The 18,957-nt window shown below is 62.1% G+C and carries 19 protein-coding genes, 1 tRNA gene and 1 pseudogene; 16 read left to right on the plus strand and 5 right to left on the minus strand.

What is annotated here, in order from left to right:
• The 6 genes from B3H86_RS09660 to B3H86_RS09685 all read left to right on the plus strand — a co-directional run bounded on the left by B3H86_RS09660 (nucleotide 1) and on the right by B3H86_RS09685 (nucleotide 5,111).
• The gene (locus B3H86_RS09660) at nucleotides 1–1,371 is read left to right on the plus strand and encodes a class II 3-deoxy-7-phosphoheptulonate synthase (protein ID WP_292053322.1); all 1,371 of its coding nucleotides are present in this window, start codon (nucleotides 1–3) and stop codon (nucleotides 1,369–1,371) included.
• The gene (locus tag B3H86_RS09665) at nucleotides 1,368–1,940 is read left to right on the plus strand and encodes a prephenate dehydratase domain-containing protein (protein ID WP_292053324.1); all 573 of its coding nucleotides are present in this window, start codon (nucleotides 1,368–1,370) and stop codon (nucleotides 1,938–1,940) included. The genes B3H86_RS09660 and B3H86_RS09665 overlap by 4 nt, the downstream gene beginning before the upstream one ends.
• A 286-nt stretch (nucleotides 1,941–2,226) precedes the next feature.
• Nucleotides 2,227–2,988, plus strand: a complete 762-nt coding sequence (locus tag B3H86_RS09670) for a chorismate mutase (protein ID WP_292053326.1) — start codon at nucleotides 2,227–2,229, stop codon at nucleotides 2,986–2,988.
• A gap of 54 nt (nucleotides 2,989–3,042) precedes the next feature.
• On the plus strand, nucleotides 3,043–3,726 hold the full coding sequence (locus B3H86_RS09675) for an SPOR domain-containing protein (RefSeq protein WP_292053329.1): 684 nt from the start codon (nucleotides 3,043–3,045) through the stop codon (nucleotides 3,724–3,726).
• Between the two features lie 97 nt (nucleotides 3,727–3,823).
• Nucleotides 3,824–4,657, plus strand: a complete 834-nt coding sequence (locus B3H86_RS09680) for a division plane positioning ATPase MipZ (RefSeq protein ID WP_292053333.1) — start codon at nucleotides 3,824–3,826, stop codon at nucleotides 4,655–4,657.
• A 7-nt stretch (nucleotides 4,658–4,664) separates the two neighbouring features.
• Nucleotides 4,665–5,111 (plus strand): molecular chaperone DnaJ, encoded by a 447-nt coding sequence (locus tag B3H86_RS09685; RefSeq protein WP_292053337.1) that lies wholly within the window; start codon nucleotides 4,665–4,667, stop codon nucleotides 5,109–5,111.
• Here the strand turns inward: B3H86_RS09685 and gor are convergent.
• Nucleotides 5,099–6,481, minus strand: a complete 1,383-nt coding sequence (gene gor, locus B3H86_RS09690) for a glutathione-disulfide reductase (RefSeq protein ID WP_292053338.1) — start codon at nucleotides 6,479–6,481, stop codon at nucleotides 5,099–5,101. The two genes, B3H86_RS09685 and gor, sit on opposite strands and share 13 nt — an antisense overlap.
• A 660-nt stretch (nucleotides 6,482–7,141) precedes the next feature.
• On the opposite strand from gor, the gene B3H86_RS09695 reads away from it, so the two are divergent.
• Nucleotides 7,142–8,089, plus strand: coding sequence for a hypothetical protein (locus B3H86_RS09695; RefSeq protein WP_292053339.1), 948 nt, complete (start codon nucleotides 7,142–7,144; stop codon nucleotides 8,087–8,089).
• Here the strand turns inward: B3H86_RS09695 and rpiA are convergent.
• Together rpiA and glmU are read right to left on the minus strand one after the other, a co-directional pair.
• A complete protein-coding gene (gene rpiA / locus B3H86_RS09700; RefSeq protein WP_292053340.1) occupies nucleotides 8,086–8,814 on the minus strand; it encodes a ribose-5-phosphate isomerase RpiA in 729 nt (242 codons plus the stop codon). The two genes, B3H86_RS09695 and rpiA, sit on opposite strands and share 4 nt — an antisense overlap.
• On the minus strand, nucleotides 8,760–10,109 hold the full coding sequence (gene glmU / locus B3H86_RS09705) for a bifunctional UDP-N-acetylglucosamine diphosphorylase/glucosamine-1-phosphate N-acetyltransferase GlmU (RefSeq protein WP_292053341.1): 1,350 nt from the start codon (nucleotides 10,107–10,109) through the stop codon (nucleotides 8,760–8,762). The genes rpiA and glmU overlap by 55 nt, the downstream gene beginning before the upstream one ends.
• Nucleotides 10,110–10,173: 64 nt before the next feature.
• On the opposite strand from glmU, the pseudogene B3H86_RS09710 reads away from it, so the two are divergent.
• The 6 genes and pseudogenes from B3H86_RS09710 to B3H86_RS09735 form a co-directional block, all read left to right on the plus strand.
• A pseudogene (locus B3H86_RS09710) lies at nucleotides 10,174–10,440 on the plus strand (HAD hydrolase-like protein); the annotation flags it as partial.
• Nucleotides 10,441–10,477: 37 nt separating this feature from the next.
• The gene (locus B3H86_RS09715; RefSeq protein ID WP_292053343.1) at nucleotides 10,478–10,966 is read left to right on the plus strand and encodes an HAD hydrolase-like protein; all 489 of its coding nucleotides are present in this window, start codon (nucleotides 10,478–10,480) and stop codon (nucleotides 10,964–10,966) included.
• 102 nt (nucleotides 10,967–11,068) lie between these two features.
• A complete protein-coding gene (locus tag B3H86_RS09720) occupies nucleotides 11,069–12,358 on the plus strand; it encodes a dicarboxylate/amino acid:cation symporter (protein WP_292053345.1) in 1,290 nt (429 codons plus the stop codon).
• Between the two features lie 81 nt (nucleotides 12,359–12,439).
• Nucleotides 12,440–12,514: transfer RNA gene (locus B3H86_RS09725), tRNA-Val, on the plus strand.
• Nucleotides 12,515–12,718: 204 nt separating this feature from the next.
• Nucleotides 12,719–13,084, plus strand: coding sequence for a response regulator (locus tag B3H86_RS09730; protein WP_292053347.1), 366 nt, complete (start codon nucleotides 12,719–12,721; stop codon nucleotides 13,082–13,084).
• 103 nt (nucleotides 13,085–13,187) lie between these two features.
• Nucleotides 13,188–13,565 (plus strand): hypothetical protein, encoded by a 378-nt coding sequence (locus B3H86_RS09735; protein WP_292053349.1) that lies wholly within the window; start codon nucleotides 13,188–13,190, stop codon nucleotides 13,563–13,565.
• A 3-nt stretch (nucleotides 13,566–13,568) separates the two neighbouring features.
• On the opposite strand, the gene fni is transcribed toward B3H86_RS09735, so the two are convergent.
• Both fni and B3H86_RS09745 read right to left on the minus strand, forming a co-directional pair.
• The gene (gene fni / locus B3H86_RS09740; RefSeq protein WP_292053350.1) at nucleotides 13,569–14,603 is read right to left on the minus strand and encodes a type 2 isopentenyl-diphosphate Delta-isomerase; all 1,035 of its coding nucleotides are present in this window, start codon (nucleotides 14,601–14,603) and stop codon (nucleotides 13,569–13,571) included.
• A 24-nt stretch (nucleotides 14,604–14,627) separates the two neighbouring features.
• Complete coding sequence (locus B3H86_RS09745) at nucleotides 14,628–16,421, minus strand: PPC domain-containing protein (RefSeq protein WP_292053352.1); 1,794 nt, start codon at nucleotides 16,419–16,421, stop codon at nucleotides 14,628–14,630.
• Nucleotides 16,422–16,531: 110 nt separating this feature from the next.
• Here B3H86_RS09745 and folD point away from each other — a divergent pair, with 110 nt between their 5' ends.
• The 3 genes from folD to B3H86_RS09760 all read left to right on the plus strand — a co-directional run.
• On the plus strand, nucleotides 16,532–17,458 hold the full coding sequence (gene folD / locus B3H86_RS09750) for a bifunctional methylenetetrahydrofolate dehydrogenase/methenyltetrahydrofolate cyclohydrolase FolD (protein ID WP_292053354.1): 927 nt from the start codon (nucleotides 16,532–16,534) through the stop codon (nucleotides 17,456–17,458).
• A 99-nt stretch (nucleotides 17,459–17,557) separates the two neighbouring features.
• Nucleotides 17,558–18,238: a LemA family protein gene (locus B3H86_RS09755; protein ID WP_292053356.1), complete on the plus strand. Its 681-nt coding sequence runs from the start codon at nucleotides 17,558–17,560 to the stop codon at nucleotides 18,236–18,238.
• Between the two features lie 10 nt (nucleotides 18,239–18,248).
• The coding region (locus B3H86_RS09760) for a TPM domain-containing protein (RefSeq protein WP_292053358.1) at nucleotides 18,249–18,957 on the plus strand (709 nt) is incomplete at its 3' end.

Below are 18,957 nucleotides of genomic sequence, written 5' to 3' on the forward strand. Positions count from 1 at the left end.
ATGAAGAAGCGTTGGACCCCAGATTCCTGGAGACAAATGCCCGCCCTGCACATGCCGGCGGACTATCCTGACGCGGCTGAATTAGCCCGCGTCGAAGACGAACTGCGCGCCATGCCGCCGCTTGTTTTCGCAGGCGAAGCCCGTCGCCTTACCCAGCACCTTGCACAGGTCGAGGCCGGTAATGCCTTCCTGCTTCAAGGTGGGGATTGCGCTGAAAGCTTTAAGGAATTTTCGGCGGACAATATCCGCGACACCTTCCGCCTGATTCTTCAGATGGCGGTCGTCCTGACGTTTGCCGGTCGCAAGCCCGTGGTGAAGGTTGGTCGCATCGCCGGACAGTTCGCCAAGCCGCGCTCCTCGCCCATCGAGGAAATCGACGGCGTGGAACTGCCGTCCTACCGTGGTGACATCATCAACGGCATGGGCTTCACGCCCGAAGAACGCGTTCCGGATCCGCAGCGTCTGCTGAAGGCCTACCATCAGTCTTCGGCCACGCTGAACCTGCTGCGGGCCTTTGCCGGCGGCGGCTATGCCGATCTGTACAACATCCACAAGTGGACGCTTGGCTTTGCCGACAATGGCGCAGGCGCGGCCTATCGCGAACTGGCCGAAAAGATCACCGAAGCGCTGGCCTTCATGGAAGCGGTTGGCGTTACGCCGCAAACCCATCCCGATCTGTCGCGCGTCGAAGTGTTCACCAGCCACGAAGCCCTGCTTCTGAACCTCGAACAGGCGCTGACCCGCGTGGACAGCGGTTCGGGCGAATGGTTCGACACCTCGGCCCACATGCTGTGGATCGGCGAGCGCACCCGCCAGCTAGACGGTGCCCACGTCGAGTTCATGAAGGGGATCTCCAACCCGATCGGCGTGAAGTGCGGCCCGACCATGACGGCTGACGATCTCCTGCCGCTGATCGACGCGCTGAACCCGAACAATATTCCGGGCCGTCTGACCCTGATCGGCCGCTTTGGCCACGACAAGGTTGGCGAGCGCCTGCCTGCGCTGATGCGTGCGGTCAAGGCCGAGGGCAAGCGCGTGATCTGGTCCATCGACCCGATGCACGGCAATACGCTCAAGGCCGCCAACGGCTATAAGACCCGTCCGTTCGACCGCGTCATGGGCGAGGTCCGTAGCTTTATCGACGTGGCCGAGGCCGAGGGTGTCCACCCCGGCGGCGTTCACCTCGAAATGACCGGCCAGAACGTGACCGAATGCCTTGGCGGTGCCCAGCCGGTGACCGAAGACGATCTGTCCAGCCGTTACCACACCCACTGCGACCCGCGTCTGAATGCCGACCAGGCGCTTGAACTGGCCTTCCTCGTTGCCGAACGCCTGAAGGACGGTCGCCTGTCGCGTGCAGAGGCGGCATGACCGAAACGAGTGAAGACGTTCGCCCGGCGCGCATCTCCTATCAGGGTGCGCCGGGTGCCTTCAGTCACGAAGCGTGTCTGGACCTGCGCCCGTGGGATATTCCCGTCGCGTTTGAAACCTTTGAAGGGGCGATTGGCGCTGTTCTGAGCGGCGATTGCGATCTGGCGCTTATCCCGCTCGAGAACACGACCGTTGGCACGGTAGAGCCCGCAGCCACCCTGGTCAGAGAAGCGGGCCTTGTGGCTTTGACAGAGGCGTGGCGCCCGATACGTCACGCACTTCTGGCCCTGCCCCATGCACGCATTTCGGACATCAAAACCGCTGAAAGCCACCCTATCGCTCTTCAGCAATGCACTGAAAACCTGAAGGCTTTACGCATCGAACCTGTGGTCGTGTTCGACACGGCCGGAGCAGCCCGTGACGTTTCCGAAGCCGGTGACATCCATCGCGCAGCCGTGGCTCCCGCCCGTGCGGCAGAGGTTTATGGCTTGCAGATTCTGCGCAACGATCTTCAGGATTACAGCGACAATCGCACGCGTTTTGTCCTTTTAGCACCCCCAAAGGGTTGACCGCGCACAAAGTTTGCGTGTTTAAGAACCCGTCGGATCAATCCTGATCCAGAAACCGGACCCGAAAATGTCGTCTCTGAACGCACAATTCGTCCTTGAAACCGCTTCGTTCGAAGTGGCCGGTTTCTATTATGGCTTTAGCTATTACGGCTTTCGATACGCCGGCTGAGGCGTTGGGACTCCCTGTTTCCTGACAGCTTCTCCGGCGACCGCCTCCTGACCCGAGCGGCACTGCGCCCTTGCGCGCTTTCTCCCCATCGAAACACCGAATTCCAAAGCTATTGCCATGACCGCTACCCTGCAAAAATCCCTGCCTGTCGAGGTGACCGAGTTGACTGCCGAGCAACAGGCCCTGTCGGCCCTCCGCGCTGAAATCGACAGCATCGACGATCAGATCCTGGAGCTGTTCGAGCGCCGCCTGGCCATCGCCGCACAGGTCGGCAAGGCCAAGGATGCCCCGACCGGCCCGCACACCAAGCTGCGCCCCGACCGCGAACAGGCCGTGCTGTCGCGTCTGGTCAGCAAGGCCCAGCCGGAAAACAAAGAAGCCGTCTCGGCGCTTTGGCGTGAAATCGTTGGTTGGGGCCTGGCCCGCCAGGGTCGCCTTCAGGTGCAGGTCTACGCCCCGATTGACGGTGCCCGCGCGATGGATGCCGCCCGCACCCGCTTCGGCGCGGCTGCCGACATCCGCGTCGTCTACAGCGCCGAAACGGCACTGAAGCACGCTGCCGAAGGCAATGGCGTTTCGGTTCTGGCCATCAACGGCGACGAACCCTGGTGGATCGGCCTGCGCAAGGAATGGTCGATGCTCAGCGTATTCGAAGGCCTTGGCGGACGCGACAATCCCACGGCTCTGGCCGTCGGCAAGATCGATCCGCCCGCCCTGCCCAGCGGCCGCCGCGTGACGGTAACCGCCGGTGGAGAATCCGGTGATGGCCCCTCGGCCCGTCGCTGGGGTTTGAACACCCACCACGGCTGGACGCTGGCCCTGATCGATACCAACCAGCCCGTCTCCGAGCTGGACGGCTGCATCGGCGCAGTCATCTGATCAAAGTTATCCGGCGTTAACCACGCTTCAAGACTGGGCGGCGACAGTGGGGACATGAAAGTTGTAGCTTCTCGTCCCCTCGCCTGTCTCACGGCCTCGATGGCTGTGCTCGCGGGTTGCTCTGAAGCAGCGGATGGCAAGGCCACGTCCTATCAGGACATGGCCGACCATGTGGCGACGATACCGCTTTCCCCCAAAACCGCAGACAGCGTTTCACACCCTACGCAGGTCAAACTACCGCTGGAGCGTGTAGCCCAGGCCGCGGGCAGCCGCGCGCCCCTGAAGGTCGAGTTGATGTCGCCCCATCAACTCTGGGACCTGCGTGATGGACCGCTGAAGGTCCCGACGATCGAAGTCCCAGAGGGTACGACCCGCGCGGTCCCCGTATCGGATACCGCGCCGAGCACGACACCTGTCGTCACCGTCACGGCCCCTGCCCCGGCTGCGCAGCAGGACAATGACGGCACCGGCTTCCGCACCATCCAGTTGGGGGCCTACAGCAGCGAGCAATCCGCACGTAGCGCCTGGAACCGGCTTTCAACCGGCACCAATGCCGAAGCCCTTTCAGGACTGGCTCCCCAGTTCGAACCGGCAGAAGTGGGCGGCAGGCAGTTGGTCAGACTGCGTGTTTCGGCGCGTGAATCCCGCATCCAAAGCCTGTGTCAGACGGTCGCGTCTTCTGATCCTTGGTGCGCCCGTGCGGCAACCACAGCCGCACCATCCACAATCTTCCATTAAGCTTTCATTGACGATTTGGGCGCGTGGCGTGATCTTCCCGCCATAATGCAGGGCCCTCGCTCTTGAGTCGCGCCCGACCTGAAAGTGGGTTCTCACAATGACGCAGCCTTTGGTCATCGTCATCGGCAATGAAAAAGGCGGAGCGGGCAAGTCCACCCTCGCCATCCATATTGCCACGGGCCTGCTCCACGCAGGCAAGAGGGTCGCCATCATCGACCTCGATCTTCGTCAGCGTTCGATGGAGCGCTTCTTTGCCAATCGCAAAGTCTGGCTGGCCGCCAATGGCCACGACCTGCCCCAACCCTATGTCCCCGACATGGGCGACGGCAAGGCACTGGCCAAGGCCGAGGCTGCCGAACAGCTGGCCAGGTTCGAGGCCGCGTTCGAGGACTCCAAACCCCACGCCGACATCATCCTGATCGACACCCCCGGCGGTGACACCACCCTGTCGCGCGCCGCCCACGCCCGTGCCGACCAGATCGTCACCCCGATGAATGACAGCTTCGTCGACTTCGACCTGCTGGGTCAGGTCGATCCGGTCACGCTGGAACTGCAAAAGCCGTCGATCTATTCGGAAAGCGTGTGGGAAGCCCGCAAGCAACGCGCCATTGAACAGGGCCGCCATGCCACGATTGACTGGCTGGTCGTGACCAACCGACTGCAGGGCGTACACGCCCGCAACCGTGACCGTCTGGAAGAGCGTATGGGCAAACTGGCCAAGCGCGTTGGCTTCCGCGTCGGCCCGGGCCTGCGTGAACGCGTGATCTATCGTGAACTGTTTCCGTTCGGCCTGACCGTGGCCGATCTGTCGGACGACATCAAACCCGTCTCGATCACCATATCGCACATCTCGGCTCGTCAGGAGTTGCGCGGACTGATGGCCGACATGGGACTTGAAGACGCCATCACCGACATGACCCAGGCGGCCTGATAGCGGCATGTTGCTGCTATTGCTGTGTCTGGCAGCCATTGCGCTATGGGTTCTTGTCCGGCTGGGCAAGCAGACGGAAAAAGCCCGATCCGGTCATTGGCGGATATCGGCTACACTATTGGGCGGTACCTGTTTCGCGGGTGCCGTCCTTTCCGCCGCTCGCGGCAGCTATGTCTGGGCAGCGGCACTGGCTATGGCCGGTCTGTATCTGGTGCTCCAGTCACGCATCCGCAGTACCGGAACCAAACCCGCGCCATCGCCCCCTTCTGACACCCGCATGAGCAAGGCCGAGGCCCGCGCCATCCTTGGGGTCAAAACCGATGCCTCGCGTGAAGAGGTCCAGGCCGCATGGAAGCGGCTGATGGCAAGAACCCACCCCGATCAGGGTGGGTCCGAAGGTCTGGCCGCGCGGGTGAACGCGGCCCGTGACCGCCTGCTCGATCAGGGCAGCTGATCGTTCGCCAAACGCTTTTCTTTCAGCAGAACCAGTTCTTCCGCCGCCGTAGGGTGGACCGCGCAGGTTTCATCCCACTGCTGCTTGGTCAGGCCAGCCTTAACAGCGATACCTGCCAGCTGGATCATCTCCGGGGCGTCATCACCCACGATATGACAGCCCACGACCTTCTGGGTATCGGCATCCACCACCAGCTTCATCAGCATGCGGTGCTCGGCCCCATAGAAGGCGTACTTCATGGGGCGGAATGTGGTGCTGTAGATATCGACGCCGCCCGGGCAAAGCTTGCGGGCGTCCGCTTCGGACAGACCGACAGTTCCTACGGGCGGCTGGCTGAAAACAGCGGTAGCGATATTGGAGTGGTCCACAGCCTGCGGGTTGTTCTTGAACACCGTTTCGTGGAAAGCCACGGCCTCGCGGATCGCAACAGGTGTCAGGTTGACCCTGTCCGTCACATCACCCACGGCCCAGATATTGTCTGCGGTCGTCTTGGAATATTCATCGACCTTGATCGCACCCTTGTCGTTCAGTTCGACACCGGCGGATTCAAGCCCCAGCCCCATCACATGGGGCACGCGACCGGTGGCAAACATCACCACGTCAGCCTCGATGGACATACCGTTGCTGAGGCGGCTCACAAGGCCGGTTTCGGTTTTCTCGATCGCCGTATGCTCTGCGCTCAGGACAATCTTGATCCCGCGGCGCTCGATTTCGCGGGTCAGGTGGGTGCTGACATCCTCGTCGAACCCGCGCAGGATACCCGCGCCGCGGTAAAGCAGGGTTGTATCCACGCCCATGCCAGCGAAAATGCCGGCAAACTCGACGGCAATATAACCACCGCCCACAACAACAATACGCTTTGGCAGTTCCAGCAGGTGGAAAGCTTCTTCGGAGGTAATCGAGAGATCGCTGCCCGGGAAGTCGGGCACAAACGGACGCCCCCCTACGGCAATCAGGATTTTCTCGGCGGTAAAGGTCTGGCCGGTGCCGACGATCTCGATGGTGTGCTTGTCTTTCAGCACGGCACGGCCATTGATGACCTCGACGCCGGCCTTTGTAAGGTTGGCGTTGTACAGGCCCGACAGGCGCGCGATCTCGTTTTCCTTGGTGTCGCGGAATTTGGGCCAGTCGAAGCTGGCGTTCTCGATGGTCCAGCCGAAACCTTCGGCGACCTCGAGTTGGTGGGTGATGTCCGATGCCATCACCATCAACTTCTTGGGCACACAGCCACGGATCACGCAGGTCCCGCCGACCCGGTATTCCTCGGCGACGGCAACCTTCTTGCCGCCCATCGCGGTCAGGCGTGCCGCACGGACACCACCCGAACCGGCACCGATCACAAACAGGTCGTAGTCATGGGAAGAGGACATGGATGGCTCCGCTGGATTGTTGGCAATCATCTAGTGTGCCTGCGCCACCAACGCGAGACGGTTGCTCACAAAAACGGCATTTGTGCCCGTATGCCAACCGTGTAGCAGCGGTATCTGTTGCGATCACAGCCTCCCTGCTTTCGCATTCGGCACCCCAACATCCTCCCTCCGGCCAATTTCAGAACTCTGCGGTCTCTTCAAACTCGACTGAAACCGGCCAAAGGATTCATGACAATCTTCGCCTGACATTGGCACCTAACGACTACGGCCTGAATGTCATTTCCTTTCCGACGGAAGTCTCCGGCCTTACGGAATGGGACTTGGCTTATCGGAAAGGTCTTTACGCAGCACAGCGATCCCAAAGATTGCAGGCGCAAGCAGAAACGAAATCGCAACTTCAATCGAGCGTCAGGCTCAACCGATTGCTGCCAGAGAGTAGTTCTTCTGCATCGAGAAAATGCCAGTCGAACCGGCACGGATCATAAACAGGTCGTCGTGAAACGATTTGGAGATCAAAGACTTCGCTGAGAACCGATCTTTTATCCAGAGAAAGAAGCATCTCTTTTTAGAGAGGTGCCCATCACGTTTGCGTGCGATTTGATCGATCAATCTTGCGCAACACACGAACTATGAGCGATGGTTCTATCCATATAGATGGGGATGTTCGTGATGCTCACCGAAGTCATTGCTGCCGGTATGCTGGCGTTCAACAGCGGCGCACCACAGGTTGCGCCCGTCGTCACGCCGCCCTCGCCATCCCAGGAGTCCTATCGGCTAGAGGATCTGACCGTGACAGGTCGTCCGAGAGACGCCTTGATCCGTAATTTCGTTGAAAACGTTGCCGATCCCGTACCGGGCCGCAAGCTGGCGCGCTGGAACGATCCAGTGTGCGTGGGCGTCGTCAATTTAGGCCAAGACCTGAGCCAATACCTGATCGACCGCATTTCAGATGTCGCAGCGGATCTCGGCGTTCGGACAGGACAGCCGGGCTGTAAGGCTAACGTACATATCGTCGCCACAGACCAGCCGCGCGAAGTTGCTGCGCGCTTCATGTCTGACAGGAAACGTGATCTGATCCCCAACGCTACCGGCGTCACCAACCGTGCCATGCGGCACCATTTCACGGAAAGCGATGCGCCCATTCGCTGGTGGTATCTGAGCGAGGTTGTCGTCACCCAAACCGGCCAGCGGGCGTTCCGTATGCCGGGTGATACACCAATGGAAGACGGTCGTGGTGAGGAAGTCATCTTCGTTCCAAAGACGGCCCCACGCCTTACGGAACCCTATAGCGACAGCATGCGCCAGACCTACATCATCATAGATCCGACGCAGCTTACGCATATGAATTCGCTGCAACTCGCCGATTATCTGGCGGTGGTCGCCTTGGCCCAGATTTCTCCGACGGCGGATACGGAGTCCTACAACTCGATCCTGAACGCCGTGGACGACAGCAGTGCCGCCCCCTCGTTGACCCAATGGGATCGCGCCTATCTGAGTGGCCTGTACTCGGCAACGCAGACACCGGCCAGCAATGCCGCATCACGCCTCCACATCAGAAGCGAGATCGCACGCGCTGCAGACCGGCTAAGCCAAAGAGCCGAAAACTAGGACACCGTTCTGGAGCCGTCATCCGTGCCGATGACGGCGAGGTCGGTCAGGCCGAGGAACAGGCCGTGTTCGACCACGCCGGTGATGGCCTTCAGGTCGGCGGCCAGCTTGACCGGATCGGTGATCACGCCCTTGGCCGCGTCATAGATGACATTGCCGCCGTCGGTGCGGACCATTCCGCGGTCGGCCTGACGTACCGTGGCCTCGCCCAGACCGTGTGCCGCCAGCACGGCATTGATGCGCGCACCCGTGGTCTTGTGCCCGAAAGCCACGACTTCGATCGGCAGCGGGAACTGGCCCAGTTGGTCAACCACCTTGGCTTCGTCCGCGATGACGATACAGCGGTCAGACGCCTCCCACACCAGCTTCTCACGCAGCAGGGCCGCGCCACCGCCCTTGATCAGCGCCAGTTCGGGGCCGATTTCGTCAGCACCATCGACGGTCAGGTCGAGACGCGGCGTGTCTTCCAGAGTGGACAGGGTCAGGCCCAGTTCACGCGCCAGATCGGCGGTCTTTTCCGAGGTCGGCACGCATTTCAGGTCCGGCAGGTTGCGCTCGGCCAGCGCCTTGACGAACCACGCGGAGGTCGAACCTGTGCCGAGGCCGACCTTCATGCCCGCCTCTACGTACTGGGCAGCGGCATAGCCGGCGTTCTTCTTCTGGATGTCACTCACTTCTTCGCAGCCTTTTTCGCGCGCATCATATCCATGAAGCGCGTGGCCCATCCGGCCTTGTTGACTTGCGGTGCCCGCGCCAGCGCCAGCTCCCCCGCCCCTACACTCTTCGTCACCACCGACCCCGAGCCGATCATGGCTCCATCCCCGATGGTGACAGGCGCGACCAGCGAGCTGTTCGAGCCAACGAAAGCGCCCTCGCCCACCTCGGTGCGGTGTTTGAAGAAGCCGTCATAGTTACAGAAGATCGTGCCCGCGCCGATGTTCGCGCCCGCACCGACCGAACCGTCGCCCAGATAGGCCAGATGGTTGGCCTTGGCGCCGGTGCCCAGCGTGACGTTCTTCACCTCGACGAAGTTGCCGATCTTGACCTTTTCGCCAAGGTCCGCACCGGGGCGCAGGCGGGCATAAGGGCCGACCTCGGCCTTGGGGCCGACCTTGGCCCCTTCGATATGCGAGAAGCTGCGGATACGCGCACCGCTTTCCACCACCGCGCCGGGGCCGAAGACGACGAACGGTTCGATGGTGACGCCAGCCGCGATCTGGGTGTCATAGGCGAAGTGGACGGTTTCCGGCGCGCTCATGGTCACGCCATTGGCCATGAAGGTTTCGCGCTGCACCTTCTGGAACAGGGCCTCGGCATCGGCCAGTTCGGCCTGCGAGTTCACGCCCATCACGGCGTCTTCCTGCGCGAAGACAGCGCGGGTGTCGTGGCCAGCCTTGCGGGCCAGTTCCACAACATCGGTCAGATAATACTCGCCCTTGGCATTGTCGTTTTTCACATCGGCCAGCAGGGTGAACAGCAGCTTGGCAGGTGCCGCCATGACGCCCGAGTTGCAGGCGCGGATGGCCAGCACTTCCGGCGTAGCTTCCTTGGCCTCTGTGATAGCCAGCAGGGTCTCGCCCTCTATGACCAAACGGCCATAGGCGCCCGGATCGCGGGCCTCGAAACCGATGACGCTGACGCCCTTGCCGCCGAACACCGGCTCGATGTCCTTGGCCTTCAGCAGCGGCACATCGCCATAGGTGATGACCACTTCGCCATCAAAATCTTTCAGCGCCTCTTCGGCGGCGTGGACGGCGTGGCCGGTGCCGCACGGCGGGTCCTGAACGGCAATGGCGTCCTCACCCAGACGCTTGACGATGTGGGCGCGCACTTCCGGCGAGTGGTTGCCGACCACGACCACGATCTTCTCGCAGCCCAGCGCCTCGGCCGCGTCGATGGCGTGATCCACCATGGCACGGTGGCCAACAGGGTGCAGCACCTTGGGAAGAGACGACTTCATACGGGTGCCCTGCCCTGCGGCAAGAATGATGGCGGCGCGGCGAGTGGAAATGCTGGTCATGAGTCGTCCCGGGGGCTAGTCAGCATTGGCTCTAAACCATCCAACGCCTGAACGGGAGACACCAATGGCCGAACGCGATCTTGAAGGCTGGACGATTGCCTTTGATCTGGACGGAACATTGGTGGACTCTGCCCCCGATCTGATCGGCACGCTGAACCGCCTTCTGGCGAAAGAAGGCCTGCCGCCGCGCCCCGTGTCGGCGGCCCGCCATCTGGTCGGCCACGGCGCGCTGGCGCTGCTGAAGAACGGCTTTGCCGAGGCCGGTGCCGAGTGGAAGGAAGAGAACAGCAAGGCGCTATTTGATGCCTTCCTTGCCGACTACAACGCCAATATCGCCGTCGACACCGCGCCCTTCCCGTCCTGCCTCGATGTGCTGGACCGTCTGGGCGCGCGCGGGGGGGGGCGGGGCCCCGCCCCCCCCCGCGCCCCGGGGCGGGGGGGGGGGGGGAGAAGAGGGAAAAAAAAAAAAAAACCGCGGGGGGGGGGGGGCCCCNNACGCGCGCGGGGCGACGCTGGTCGTCGCCACCAACAAGCGCACGGACCTGTCCACCAATCTGATGGACACTCTGGGCATCAGCAGCCGCTTTGCGGCCATCGTCGGCCCCGACATCGTCTCGGCCAAGAAGCCGGACGGCGCCCACATCCGCGAAGCCGTTCTCAAGGTCGGTGGTGATCCGGCCAAGGCCGTCATGGTCGGCGATTCCACCACCGACACCCGCGCCGCCAAGGATGCCAACATCCCCTGCATCCTCGTCAGCTTCGGCTACAGCGACGTTCCGCTATCGGAAATGGGCGGCGACATCACCATCGACCACTACGACGAGTTCGAGGCCGCATTGGCGAAACTGGTCGCCTGATATTCAGGAAAACTGAGGCAGGGTTTAGAACTTCTAAGCCTGCCCCCCGTTGCCGCTTGGGGCGCAAAGCCAGACATAGGCCACCTGATCTCAGGTGAACCCATGATACGTCGCTTCTTTGCAATCCCCCTCTGGAAACGCACCTTCGCGGGCCTCGCGCTCGGGGTGGTGGCGGGCCTTCTGCTCGGCAAGCTGGCTCCCGTCATCCTGCAGCCGTTCGGTGACGTCTATCTGAACCTGATCCGCATGGTGGTGGCCCCTCTGGTGCTGTTCACCATTGCCAGCTCCATCGCCAAACTGGGCGAAGGCGTGGGCGCGGTGCGTCTGGGCGTGCGTACCATCGTCTGGTTCGCCATCACATCGCTGCTGGCTGTGCTGGTCGGCTTTGCGACGGCTCACATCATCAACCCGGGCGTGGGCCTGACCGATCTGCCGCTGGGCGAGGTCAAGGCGCGTGACATCCCGACGCCGTTGCAGGTTCTGCTGGATATCGTTCCGCGCAATCCCTTTGCCGCGCTCAGCGAAGGCAAGGTGCTGCAGATCATCTTCTTCTCGGCCTTTGTCGGTGCGGCCCTTGTGGCGCTGGGTGACCGCGCACAGACCGCCCGCCGCGTCGTGGACGAAGGCGCGGCCATCGTCTTCCGCATCACCCGCTGGATCATCCAGCTGACCCCGTTCGGCGTGTTTGCCCTGATCGGTTCGGTCGTCGGTGGCTATGGCTGGGAAAGCCTGCTGCCGCTCGGCAAGTTCATTCTGGCGATCTATGTCGCCTGCCTGTTCCACATTCTGGTGGTCTATTCGGGCCTGTTGAAGGTTCACGGCCTCAAGGCGGTAAGCTTCTTCCGTGGGGCATTTGCGGCACAACAGACGGCATTTGCCACCTCGTCGTCGCTGGGTACCCTGCCGATTACGCTTCGCCAGACGGTCGAGCGTCTGGGCGTGCCACAGGCCTATGCCGCCTTTGCTGTGCCTCTGGGTGCGAATGTGAAGATGGACGGCTGCGGGGCCATCTATCCGGCCATCGCCGCCATCTTCATCGCCCAGTATTTCCAGATCGACCTGACGGTGACGCAGTACATCCTGATCGGCCTGACGGCGGTTCTGGGTTCGCTGGGTACGGCAGGGGTTCCGGGCACTTCCATCGTCATGCTGACCCTGACCCTGTCCACCGCAGGCCTGCCGCTGGAAGGCATCGGCTATATCGTCGCCATCGACCGTATCGTGGACATGATGCGCACCGCCACCAATGTGACGGGCCAGATGCTGGTCCCCGTCATCGTGGCCAAGGAAGAAGGCATCCTGAACAAGGACATTTATGACGGCCGCGTCGCGTGGCTGCCCGGCGATCCGGGCGACGAAACGCCGGAAAACTCAATTACCGCAGGTATTTGATAAGTTTACCCTTGCAGTCGGGAGATTCGCGGGCTACATCGCCGCCTCCCGACGCGCTTCATACGAAGCCGTTCCAGAGATGGACGCGTAGCTCAGCGGGAGAGCACCTCGTTCACACCGAGGGGGTCACAGGTTCAATCCCTGTCGCGTCCACCATCTTTTTCCTTCACTGCAAATCGTTTTGATCGACGCTCCGCCACTTGTCCGGAGATCGTAAAATTATTCGCGGTAATATGGCACCGATTAGAAAATCAGGCGTTGCTGTATAACCTCTGCATTTAGTCTGGGGGTTTATGTCGTGTGCCCGTCCGCCTGATAGGTGGTGTGCGTCACGACGATTTCGCTAACGGGGCAAGCTTAATGACGAACGACCTAGCAGAGCGCCGGATTCTGGTGGTCGAGGACGAGTCCCTCGTCGCCATGCTGTTGGAAACCATTCTCGAAGACATGGGATGCGAGATTGTTGGTCCCGAAGGCACGGTCGCCAGCGGTGTCGAGGCCGCCCGCAGTGTGGCGATAGATGCCGCCCTGCTTGACGTCAACGTGGCCGGTGAGCTGGTTTTCCCTGTCGCCGAACAGCTGAAATCGCGCGGCATACCGTTTGTATTTTCTACCGGCTATGGCGAGGGCGGACTGCCCGAGCAATGGCGCGGTTATCCGACGATCCAGAAGCCGTTCACCGAAGTTGCCGTACACGACGCCTTGCTGAACGCCATGAGCCGCTAGGGCTTTTCCGTTTCCTTTCACTAATGAGTCTGGCGTAAAAGGCCTGTCCAATGACCCCAGCTGTCGTGGCTTTTGCCATGCGGTACAGTCAGTGAGCCTGGTAATGCGCAAACAGTTCCTGATCACCCTTGTCGGTATGACTTCCCTTGTTGCGGCTGCGGCCTGCTCGCCCTCCGGTGAGGGGGAACGTGCAGACGGCAAGGCCCTCAAGGTTGATGTTGTCGCGCCCCCGGAACCTGAAATCATTGCCACCAGCGGCCAGCTGTCCGTCGGCGAGTTGGCCAACAGCTACGACCACGCAGAGGCAATGGCGCGCGCCCATCCGGAAGAGCCGGAAGAGGAAACCGGCACCAGCTGGAACGACGACGGCTGGATCTATTCCGAAGGCACCGGCCCGGAAATGTCGCCCAAGGAACAGCCGATCACCAAAGACCCAAAAACCGGCAAGGTCACCAAGGTCCCTGACGATTACGAGGGCTGAACCCTAGCCGGCCGGCAGCAGCGGTACGCGCTTCAAATGCGCCAGACTCGGCGCGTTCACGCAGAAACAAGCAGTTCGCAGTTGCCGGGTTACGGTCTGCAGGCGACCTATGACGGCCTCGGTCGACTCGGTCGCCGCCAACAGAACTCCGGCTGCCATGCCCACCATATCCGCGCCCAGACGGATGGCTTTGGCGGCATCCACCCCATCCCGAACACCCCCTGAACCAATCAGCAGAACATCCGGCAAGGCATTGCGGGTTTCCGCAATGGCGCGGGCTGTCGGTATGCCCCAGTTGGCAAAGGCCTCGGCATGGTCCCGATCAAGCGAGTCCCGGGCGCGTGCGCCTTCGACCAGGGCCCAGTTTGTTCCCCCTGCCCCGGCGACATCGATACCGACAACGCCCATTGCCACAAGCTTCTGGGCCGTCAGGGCAGAAATGCCGGCCCCCGTCTCCTTCACGATGACAGGCCGGTCCAGTTCACGAACCAAGGCATGCAGTGTCGCCGCAACACCCCACCAGTTACGGTCGCCCTCGGGCTGGCAGGCTTCCTGCAACGGGTTCAGATGCACGACCAGGGCATCGGCGTCGATCATGTCCATGATACGCAAGGCATCGTCACGCCCGAAGCCACGTGTGAGCTGTGCGGCACCGATATTGGCCAGTATCGGCGTATCGGGCGCGCGGCGACGCAAGGAACGGTCAAGACCGGCGTCACTGCCACCCTCTTCCAGAGCCGCGCGCTGGGAACCGACGGCCAGGGCAATGCCAAGATGCTGTGCCGCCTCGGCCAACCGCTCGTTGATGGCCGCAGCCCGTGCGGGCCCGCCGGTCATCGCACTGATCAGAAACGGGGATTTAAGGCGCCGACCCAAGAAATCGACGCCCAGATCAATCATCCCGTGATCTATATCCGGCAGCGCCTCATGAACGAAGCGCCAGTCGTCAAACCCCGTACGCGCCGCATGGCGCCCACCACCCGCAAGCACAACATCCAGGTGCTGGTCCTTGCGGTTAAGGTGGACTGACGCGGACATGGTTTCACAAACTCAACAAGGGCGTCAGGGCTGACGCTCGACGATCAGGGAATAGTCACCGGTCGAATTGGCACCGAAACTCGTCACGCGCACCACATATTCGCCGTCGCGCGGCGCAGTCCAGATCAGGCGCGAATGGGTATCAGACAGGCCGTCATCGTCCTGCTTCATCCAATTATGGCCCGAACCTGTGGCCTGTCCCACCATGACCACGGCGTCAAACTTGGGCGCGACCAGAATGAACCGCAGCTTCTCGTCCTTGCGGGCATTGAAGACATAGTCGTCATAATAGCCACCGCTGCTCATCGGACCGTCGGTGGTGGTGTTGTCGTTCTCGCTGAGCGAGCCACGCACGGTCGATCCGATCAGCAGGCTGCCCGGCTTGGGTTCGGGGCCACGGTCGGTCAGACGCAGCTCATAGGAACCGCGACCTTCACCGAAGCTCTGCGCCCGCACGATGTAATCACCGTCAGCAGGCACATCGAACATCAGACGTGAGTCTGTGCCCTGCCCCATGCCGTCGTCATCGGTCGCAATCGCCGAGAAGGAGCCATCGGCCTTGCTCACTTCCAGAACGGCATCGAACTCGGACGAGATCAGGGTGATCTGCAGGCGCTGCCCCTCGGTGCCCGTGAAACGATAGGCGTCGTAGCGCTGCGAACCGCTCAGTCGGGCGTCATCGTCGGTCAGTTCGCCCTCGACCTCCTGCCCGATATTGAGTTCAACCGGTGCAGGCGGCGCTGCTACCTCCTCGATCGAGAGTGTATAGGCACCCTCAATGTTGGAGAGGCCACGCGCTTCGACGACATAGGTGCCGGAAACAGAGGGCACGAAGACCGTGCTGGCGTTCAGTTCGCCACCGCTGTCATCGTCAGAGGCGACTTCCTGGCCTTCGGCGTCATACACCGCCAGATATGAATCGAAATCATTGGAAACGACACTGATCTCATACGCCTTGCCCGCCTCGGCCTGCAGGGCGTAGCGGTCGGCCCGGACATCACCCAGCCCCACCGGCGTCTTGTCGTTCAAACGGCCCTCGACCGACTCGCCGATGACAAAGGCAATGGGCTCCGCCAGGGGTTCGGCCTCCTGGGCGACCAGGGTGAAGCGGCCCGCACCTTCGCTGACCGACGCCACGCGAATGGCATATGTACCCGCTTTGGGCGCACTGAAGTTCAACAGGGAGTTGAGCCCCATGTCGGGCCCGTCGTCATTACGGGCAAGCTCTTCGAACATGCCGAAGTTTTCATTGCCGATAGAGGCGACGGTATCGAAGTCGTCGCTTTCGGCACGAATCGAAATCCGCTGCCCCGCTGCCAGATCGATCCGGAACTGCTGGAAACGTTGACCGTCGGCGTCCTCGGGGCTGCGGTTGTTCAGCGCCGAGGAAACGCTGCGGCCCAGCGTCAGGTTGGTGGAGCGGAAAGCCGCCGGCCGCCAACGCTGTACCGACAGTTCAAACGGGCCCTCTTCGACCAGCGCCAGAGCGCGCAGACGGTACTGTCCAGCCGCCGGGGCGACGAAACGCAGGCGCGAGTTCAGGCCGTCATTCAGACCATCATCGTCGCGCGCCAATGCTTCACCATCGGAATCGGGGCCGTACAGCTCAAGGACGGAATCAATATCGTCACTGCGCATGATGGCTTCGAAGCCCTCGCCTGCGCCCAGAGTGAGCAGATAGTCGCGGCCCTGTTCTGTCGTCTCGCCGCTCACCCTTTGCCCCACACGGATTTCACCGCCCTGCTCCTGTGCCAAAGCCAGCGACGGCGCTGTCAGAATGGCAAGGACACTTGCGGCGGCGAGCAAAGAATGACGCATGGGGAGGTCTGCCTCTTCAATAAGATGTCGTGATCATAGACGACGAACCGTGGCGCCTGTAAATCGCCCGCAACAAAATCCGTTCCTTGCCCACAGGTGGAGTCGAACCCATGACGACCGAAAATGCCGCTGCCCAGATCATCGACGGCAAGGCCTTCGCCCAAACCCTCGTGACCCGCGTCGGCGCGGCGGTAGAGCGTCTGATCCAGTCGCACGGCGTAAAAGCCGGTCTGGCCGTCGTGATCGTGGGCGAAGACCCCGCCAGCCAGCTCTACGTCCGCAACAAGGGCGAAACGACCCTGAAGGCCGGTATGCGTTCGGACACGCACCGCCTGCCGGAAGACACGTCCCAGGAACAACTGCTGGCCCTGATCGATCAGCTGAATGCCGACGAAGGCATCCACGGCATTCTGGTCCAGCTTCCCCTGCCGCAGCACATCGACGCCAATGCCGTGCTGGACGCGATTTCGCCGGACAAGGACGTGGATGGCTTCCACGTCGTCAACGCCGGTCGTCTGGCCGTGGGTCAGGATGGTCTGGTTCCGTGCACCCCGCTGGGCTGCCTGATGCTGCTCAAGGATCAGCTGGGCGATCTGTCGGGCCTGAATGCCGTGATCGTGGGCCGCTCCAACATCGTGGGCAAGCCGATGGCCCAACTGCTGCTGGGCGAAAGCTGCACCGTCACCATCGCCCACTCGCGCACCAAGGACCTTCCGGCCCTGTGCCGTACCGCCGACATTCTGGTGGCCGCTGTCGGTCGTCCGGAAATGATCAAGGGCGACTGGGTCAAGCCGGGCGCGACGGTCATCGACGTGGGCATCAACCGCGTTCCGTCCAAGGATCCCGTCAAGGCCGCCGAGGGCAAAACCCGCGTCGTCGGCGATGTGGCGTTTGACGAAGCCGCCGCTGTCGCGGGCAAGATCACCCCTGTTCCGGGCGGCGTCGGCCCGATGACCATAGCCTGCCTGCTGGTGAACACCTACACCGCGGCCTGCCGCTCGGTTGGCGCGACACCGGACGATCTTCTGGCGCGGTAATTTTTTCAGCTATGGGGCCGTTTGTACTTGCGCACAGGCCCCTTCGCACCCCAATCCTATGAACGAACTACGGTCATTGTGACCGACAGGAGGAAACCGATGGCTGGCATGTCCCCCCGTATGGCCGCCGTGGCCGCTGTAATCGTCATGGCTCCGGCTGTGAGCGCCTGTGGCTACAACACCATTCCGACCAAGCAGGAACGCGCCGAGGCCGCATGGGCCGATGTGCAGAGCCAGTATCAGCGCCGTGCCGACCTGATACCGAACCTTGTCTCGACCGTTCAGGGTGCCGCCATTCAGGAACGCACCACGCTGACCCAGGTGATCGAGGCACGCGCCAAGGCCACCAGCATCAATGTGAATGCCGATGATCCGGCCTCCTTCCAACAGTTCCAACAGGCCCAGGGCGAACTGTCGGGCGCACTGTCGCGCCTGTTGGTCACGGTCGAAGCCTATCCGCAGCTTCAGTCGAACCAGAACTTCCTGACCCTGCAATCGCAGCTGGAAGGCACCGAAAACCGCATTCAGGTGGCCCGCCGCGACTACAACGAGGCCGTGCGCGACTACAACACCACCCTGCGTACCTTCCCGAGCATCATCTGGGCCAAGACCCTGCATTCCGGCTCCAAGGAAATGCAGCTGTTCACCGCTACGGCCGAAGCCCAGAACGCACCGAACGTGAACTTTGACAGCCTGAACCCGGCAGCACAGCCGGGCGGCAATGCCCCGGCCGTGGCACCGGGCTCGGCACCGGCTGCGGCTCCGGCCGCCACCAACTAAGGCCGATGGTATGAAAAGGGCGCTCGCCCTTCTGTTTGTACTGGGTCTGTGGTTGGCCACGGCTCTGCCGATGACCGCCACGGCCCAGTCCGGCATCCCGTTTCCCGCGCTTACAGGTCGGGTCGTCGATCAGGCCGACATTCTGACGCCCGATCAAGAGCGGGCGCTTAGCGACAAACTGGCTGCACTGGAAACCCGGACCACCGACCAGTTGGTCGTCGTGACAGTGGCCAGCCTGAACGATTACGACATATCCGAATACGGCTATCAGCTGGGCCGCGCCTGGGGCATCGGCCAAAAGGAAGCGAACAACGGCGCATTGCTGATTGTCGCACCCAATGACCGCAAGGTCCGTATTGAGGTGGGCTATGGTCTGGAAGGCGTACTGACCGACGCCTACTCCTCCATTGTCATACGCAACGACATTCTGCCCTCGTTTCGGGAGGGCAATTTCTATGGCGGCATAGACAAGGGCGTTGATGCCCTCGTCTATCAGATGACACTGGACCCCGACGATGCGGCTGCCCGCGCGGCCAAACTGGTCGAGGAAGACCGTGGCGACGCAGGTAATGCCAGCGCCCTGTTGATTGGCGGTGCCGTATTGTTCGGCATTTTCATCCTGCTGGGGGCTGTCGCGGGCGCTGCCTCGGGTGGCCGCGGCCGTCGTGTGAGCGGCGCGGCGGACGGTGCCGGTGCCGTCCTTTGGACAGCGGCGCAGA

Source organism: Brevundimonas sp. UBA5866, assembly GCF_002432125.1.
In the GTDB taxonomy this organism is placed as follows: Bacteria; Pseudomonadota; Alphaproteobacteria; order Caulobacterales; family Caulobacteraceae; genus Brevundimonas.

Bases quoted from the DNA above. Each gene is read 5' to 3' on its own strand.
- B3H86_RS09660 (WP_292053322.1), top strand. From the start codon at position 1: ATGAAGAAGCGTTGGACCCCAGATTCCTGGAGACAAATGCCCGCCCTG.
- B3H86_RS09665 (WP_292053324.1), top strand. From the start codon at position 1,368: ATGACCGAAACGAGTGAAGACGTTCGCCCGGCGCGCATCTCCTATCAG.
- B3H86_RS09670 (WP_292053326.1), top strand. From the start codon at position 2,227: ATGACCGCTACCCTGCAAAAATCCCTGCCTGTCGAGGTGACCGAGTTG.
- B3H86_RS09675 (WP_292053329.1), top strand. From the start codon at position 3,043: ATGAAAGTTGTAGCTTCTCGTCCCCTCGCCTGTCTCACGGCCTCGATG.
- B3H86_RS09680 (WP_292053333.1), top strand. From the start codon at position 3,824: ATGACGCAGCCTTTGGTCATCGTCATCGGCAATGAAAAAGGCGGAGCG.
- B3H86_RS09685 (WP_292053337.1), top strand. From the start codon at position 4,665: ATGTTGCTGCTATTGCTGTGTCTGGCAGCCATTGCGCTATGGGTTCTT.
- gor (WP_292053338.1), bottom strand. From the start codon at position 6,481: ATGTCCTCTTCCCATGACTACGACCTGTTTGTGATCGGTGCCGGTTCG.
- B3H86_RS09695 (WP_292053339.1), top strand. From the start codon at position 7,142: ATGTTCGTGATGCTCACCGAAGTCATTGCTGCCGGTATGCTGGCGTTC.
- rpiA (WP_292053340.1), bottom strand. From the start codon at position 8,814: ATGGGCCACGCGCTTCATGGATATGATGCGCGCGAAAAAGGCTGCGAA.
- glmU (WP_292053341.1), bottom strand. From the start codon at position 10,109: ATGACCAGCATTTCCACTCGCCGCGCCGCCATCATTCTTGCCGCAGGG.
- B3H86_RS09720 (WP_292053345.1), top strand. From the start codon at position 11,069: ATGATACGTCGCTTCTTTGCAATCCCCCTCTGGAAACGCACCTTCGCG.
- B3H86_RS09730 (WP_292053347.1), top strand. From the start codon at position 12,719: ATGACGAACGACCTAGCAGAGCGCCGGATTCTGGTGGTCGAGGACGAG.
- B3H86_RS09735 (WP_292053349.1), top strand. From the start codon at position 13,188: ATGCGCAAACAGTTCCTGATCACCCTTGTCGGTATGACTTCCCTTGTT.
- fni (WP_292053350.1), bottom strand. From the start codon at position 14,603: ATGTCCGCGTCAGTCCACCTTAACCGCAAGGACCAGCACCTGGATGTT.
- B3H86_RS09745 (WP_292053352.1), bottom strand. From the start codon at position 16,421: ATGCGTCATTCTTTGCTCGCCGCCGCAAGTGTCCTTGCCATTCTGACA.
- folD (WP_292053354.1), top strand. From the start codon at position 16,532: ATGACGACCGAAAATGCCGCTGCCCAGATCATCGACGGCAAGGCCTTC.
- B3H86_RS09755 (WP_292053356.1), top strand. From the start codon at position 17,558: ATGGCTGGCATGTCCCCCCGTATGGCCGCCGTGGCCGCTGTAATCGTC.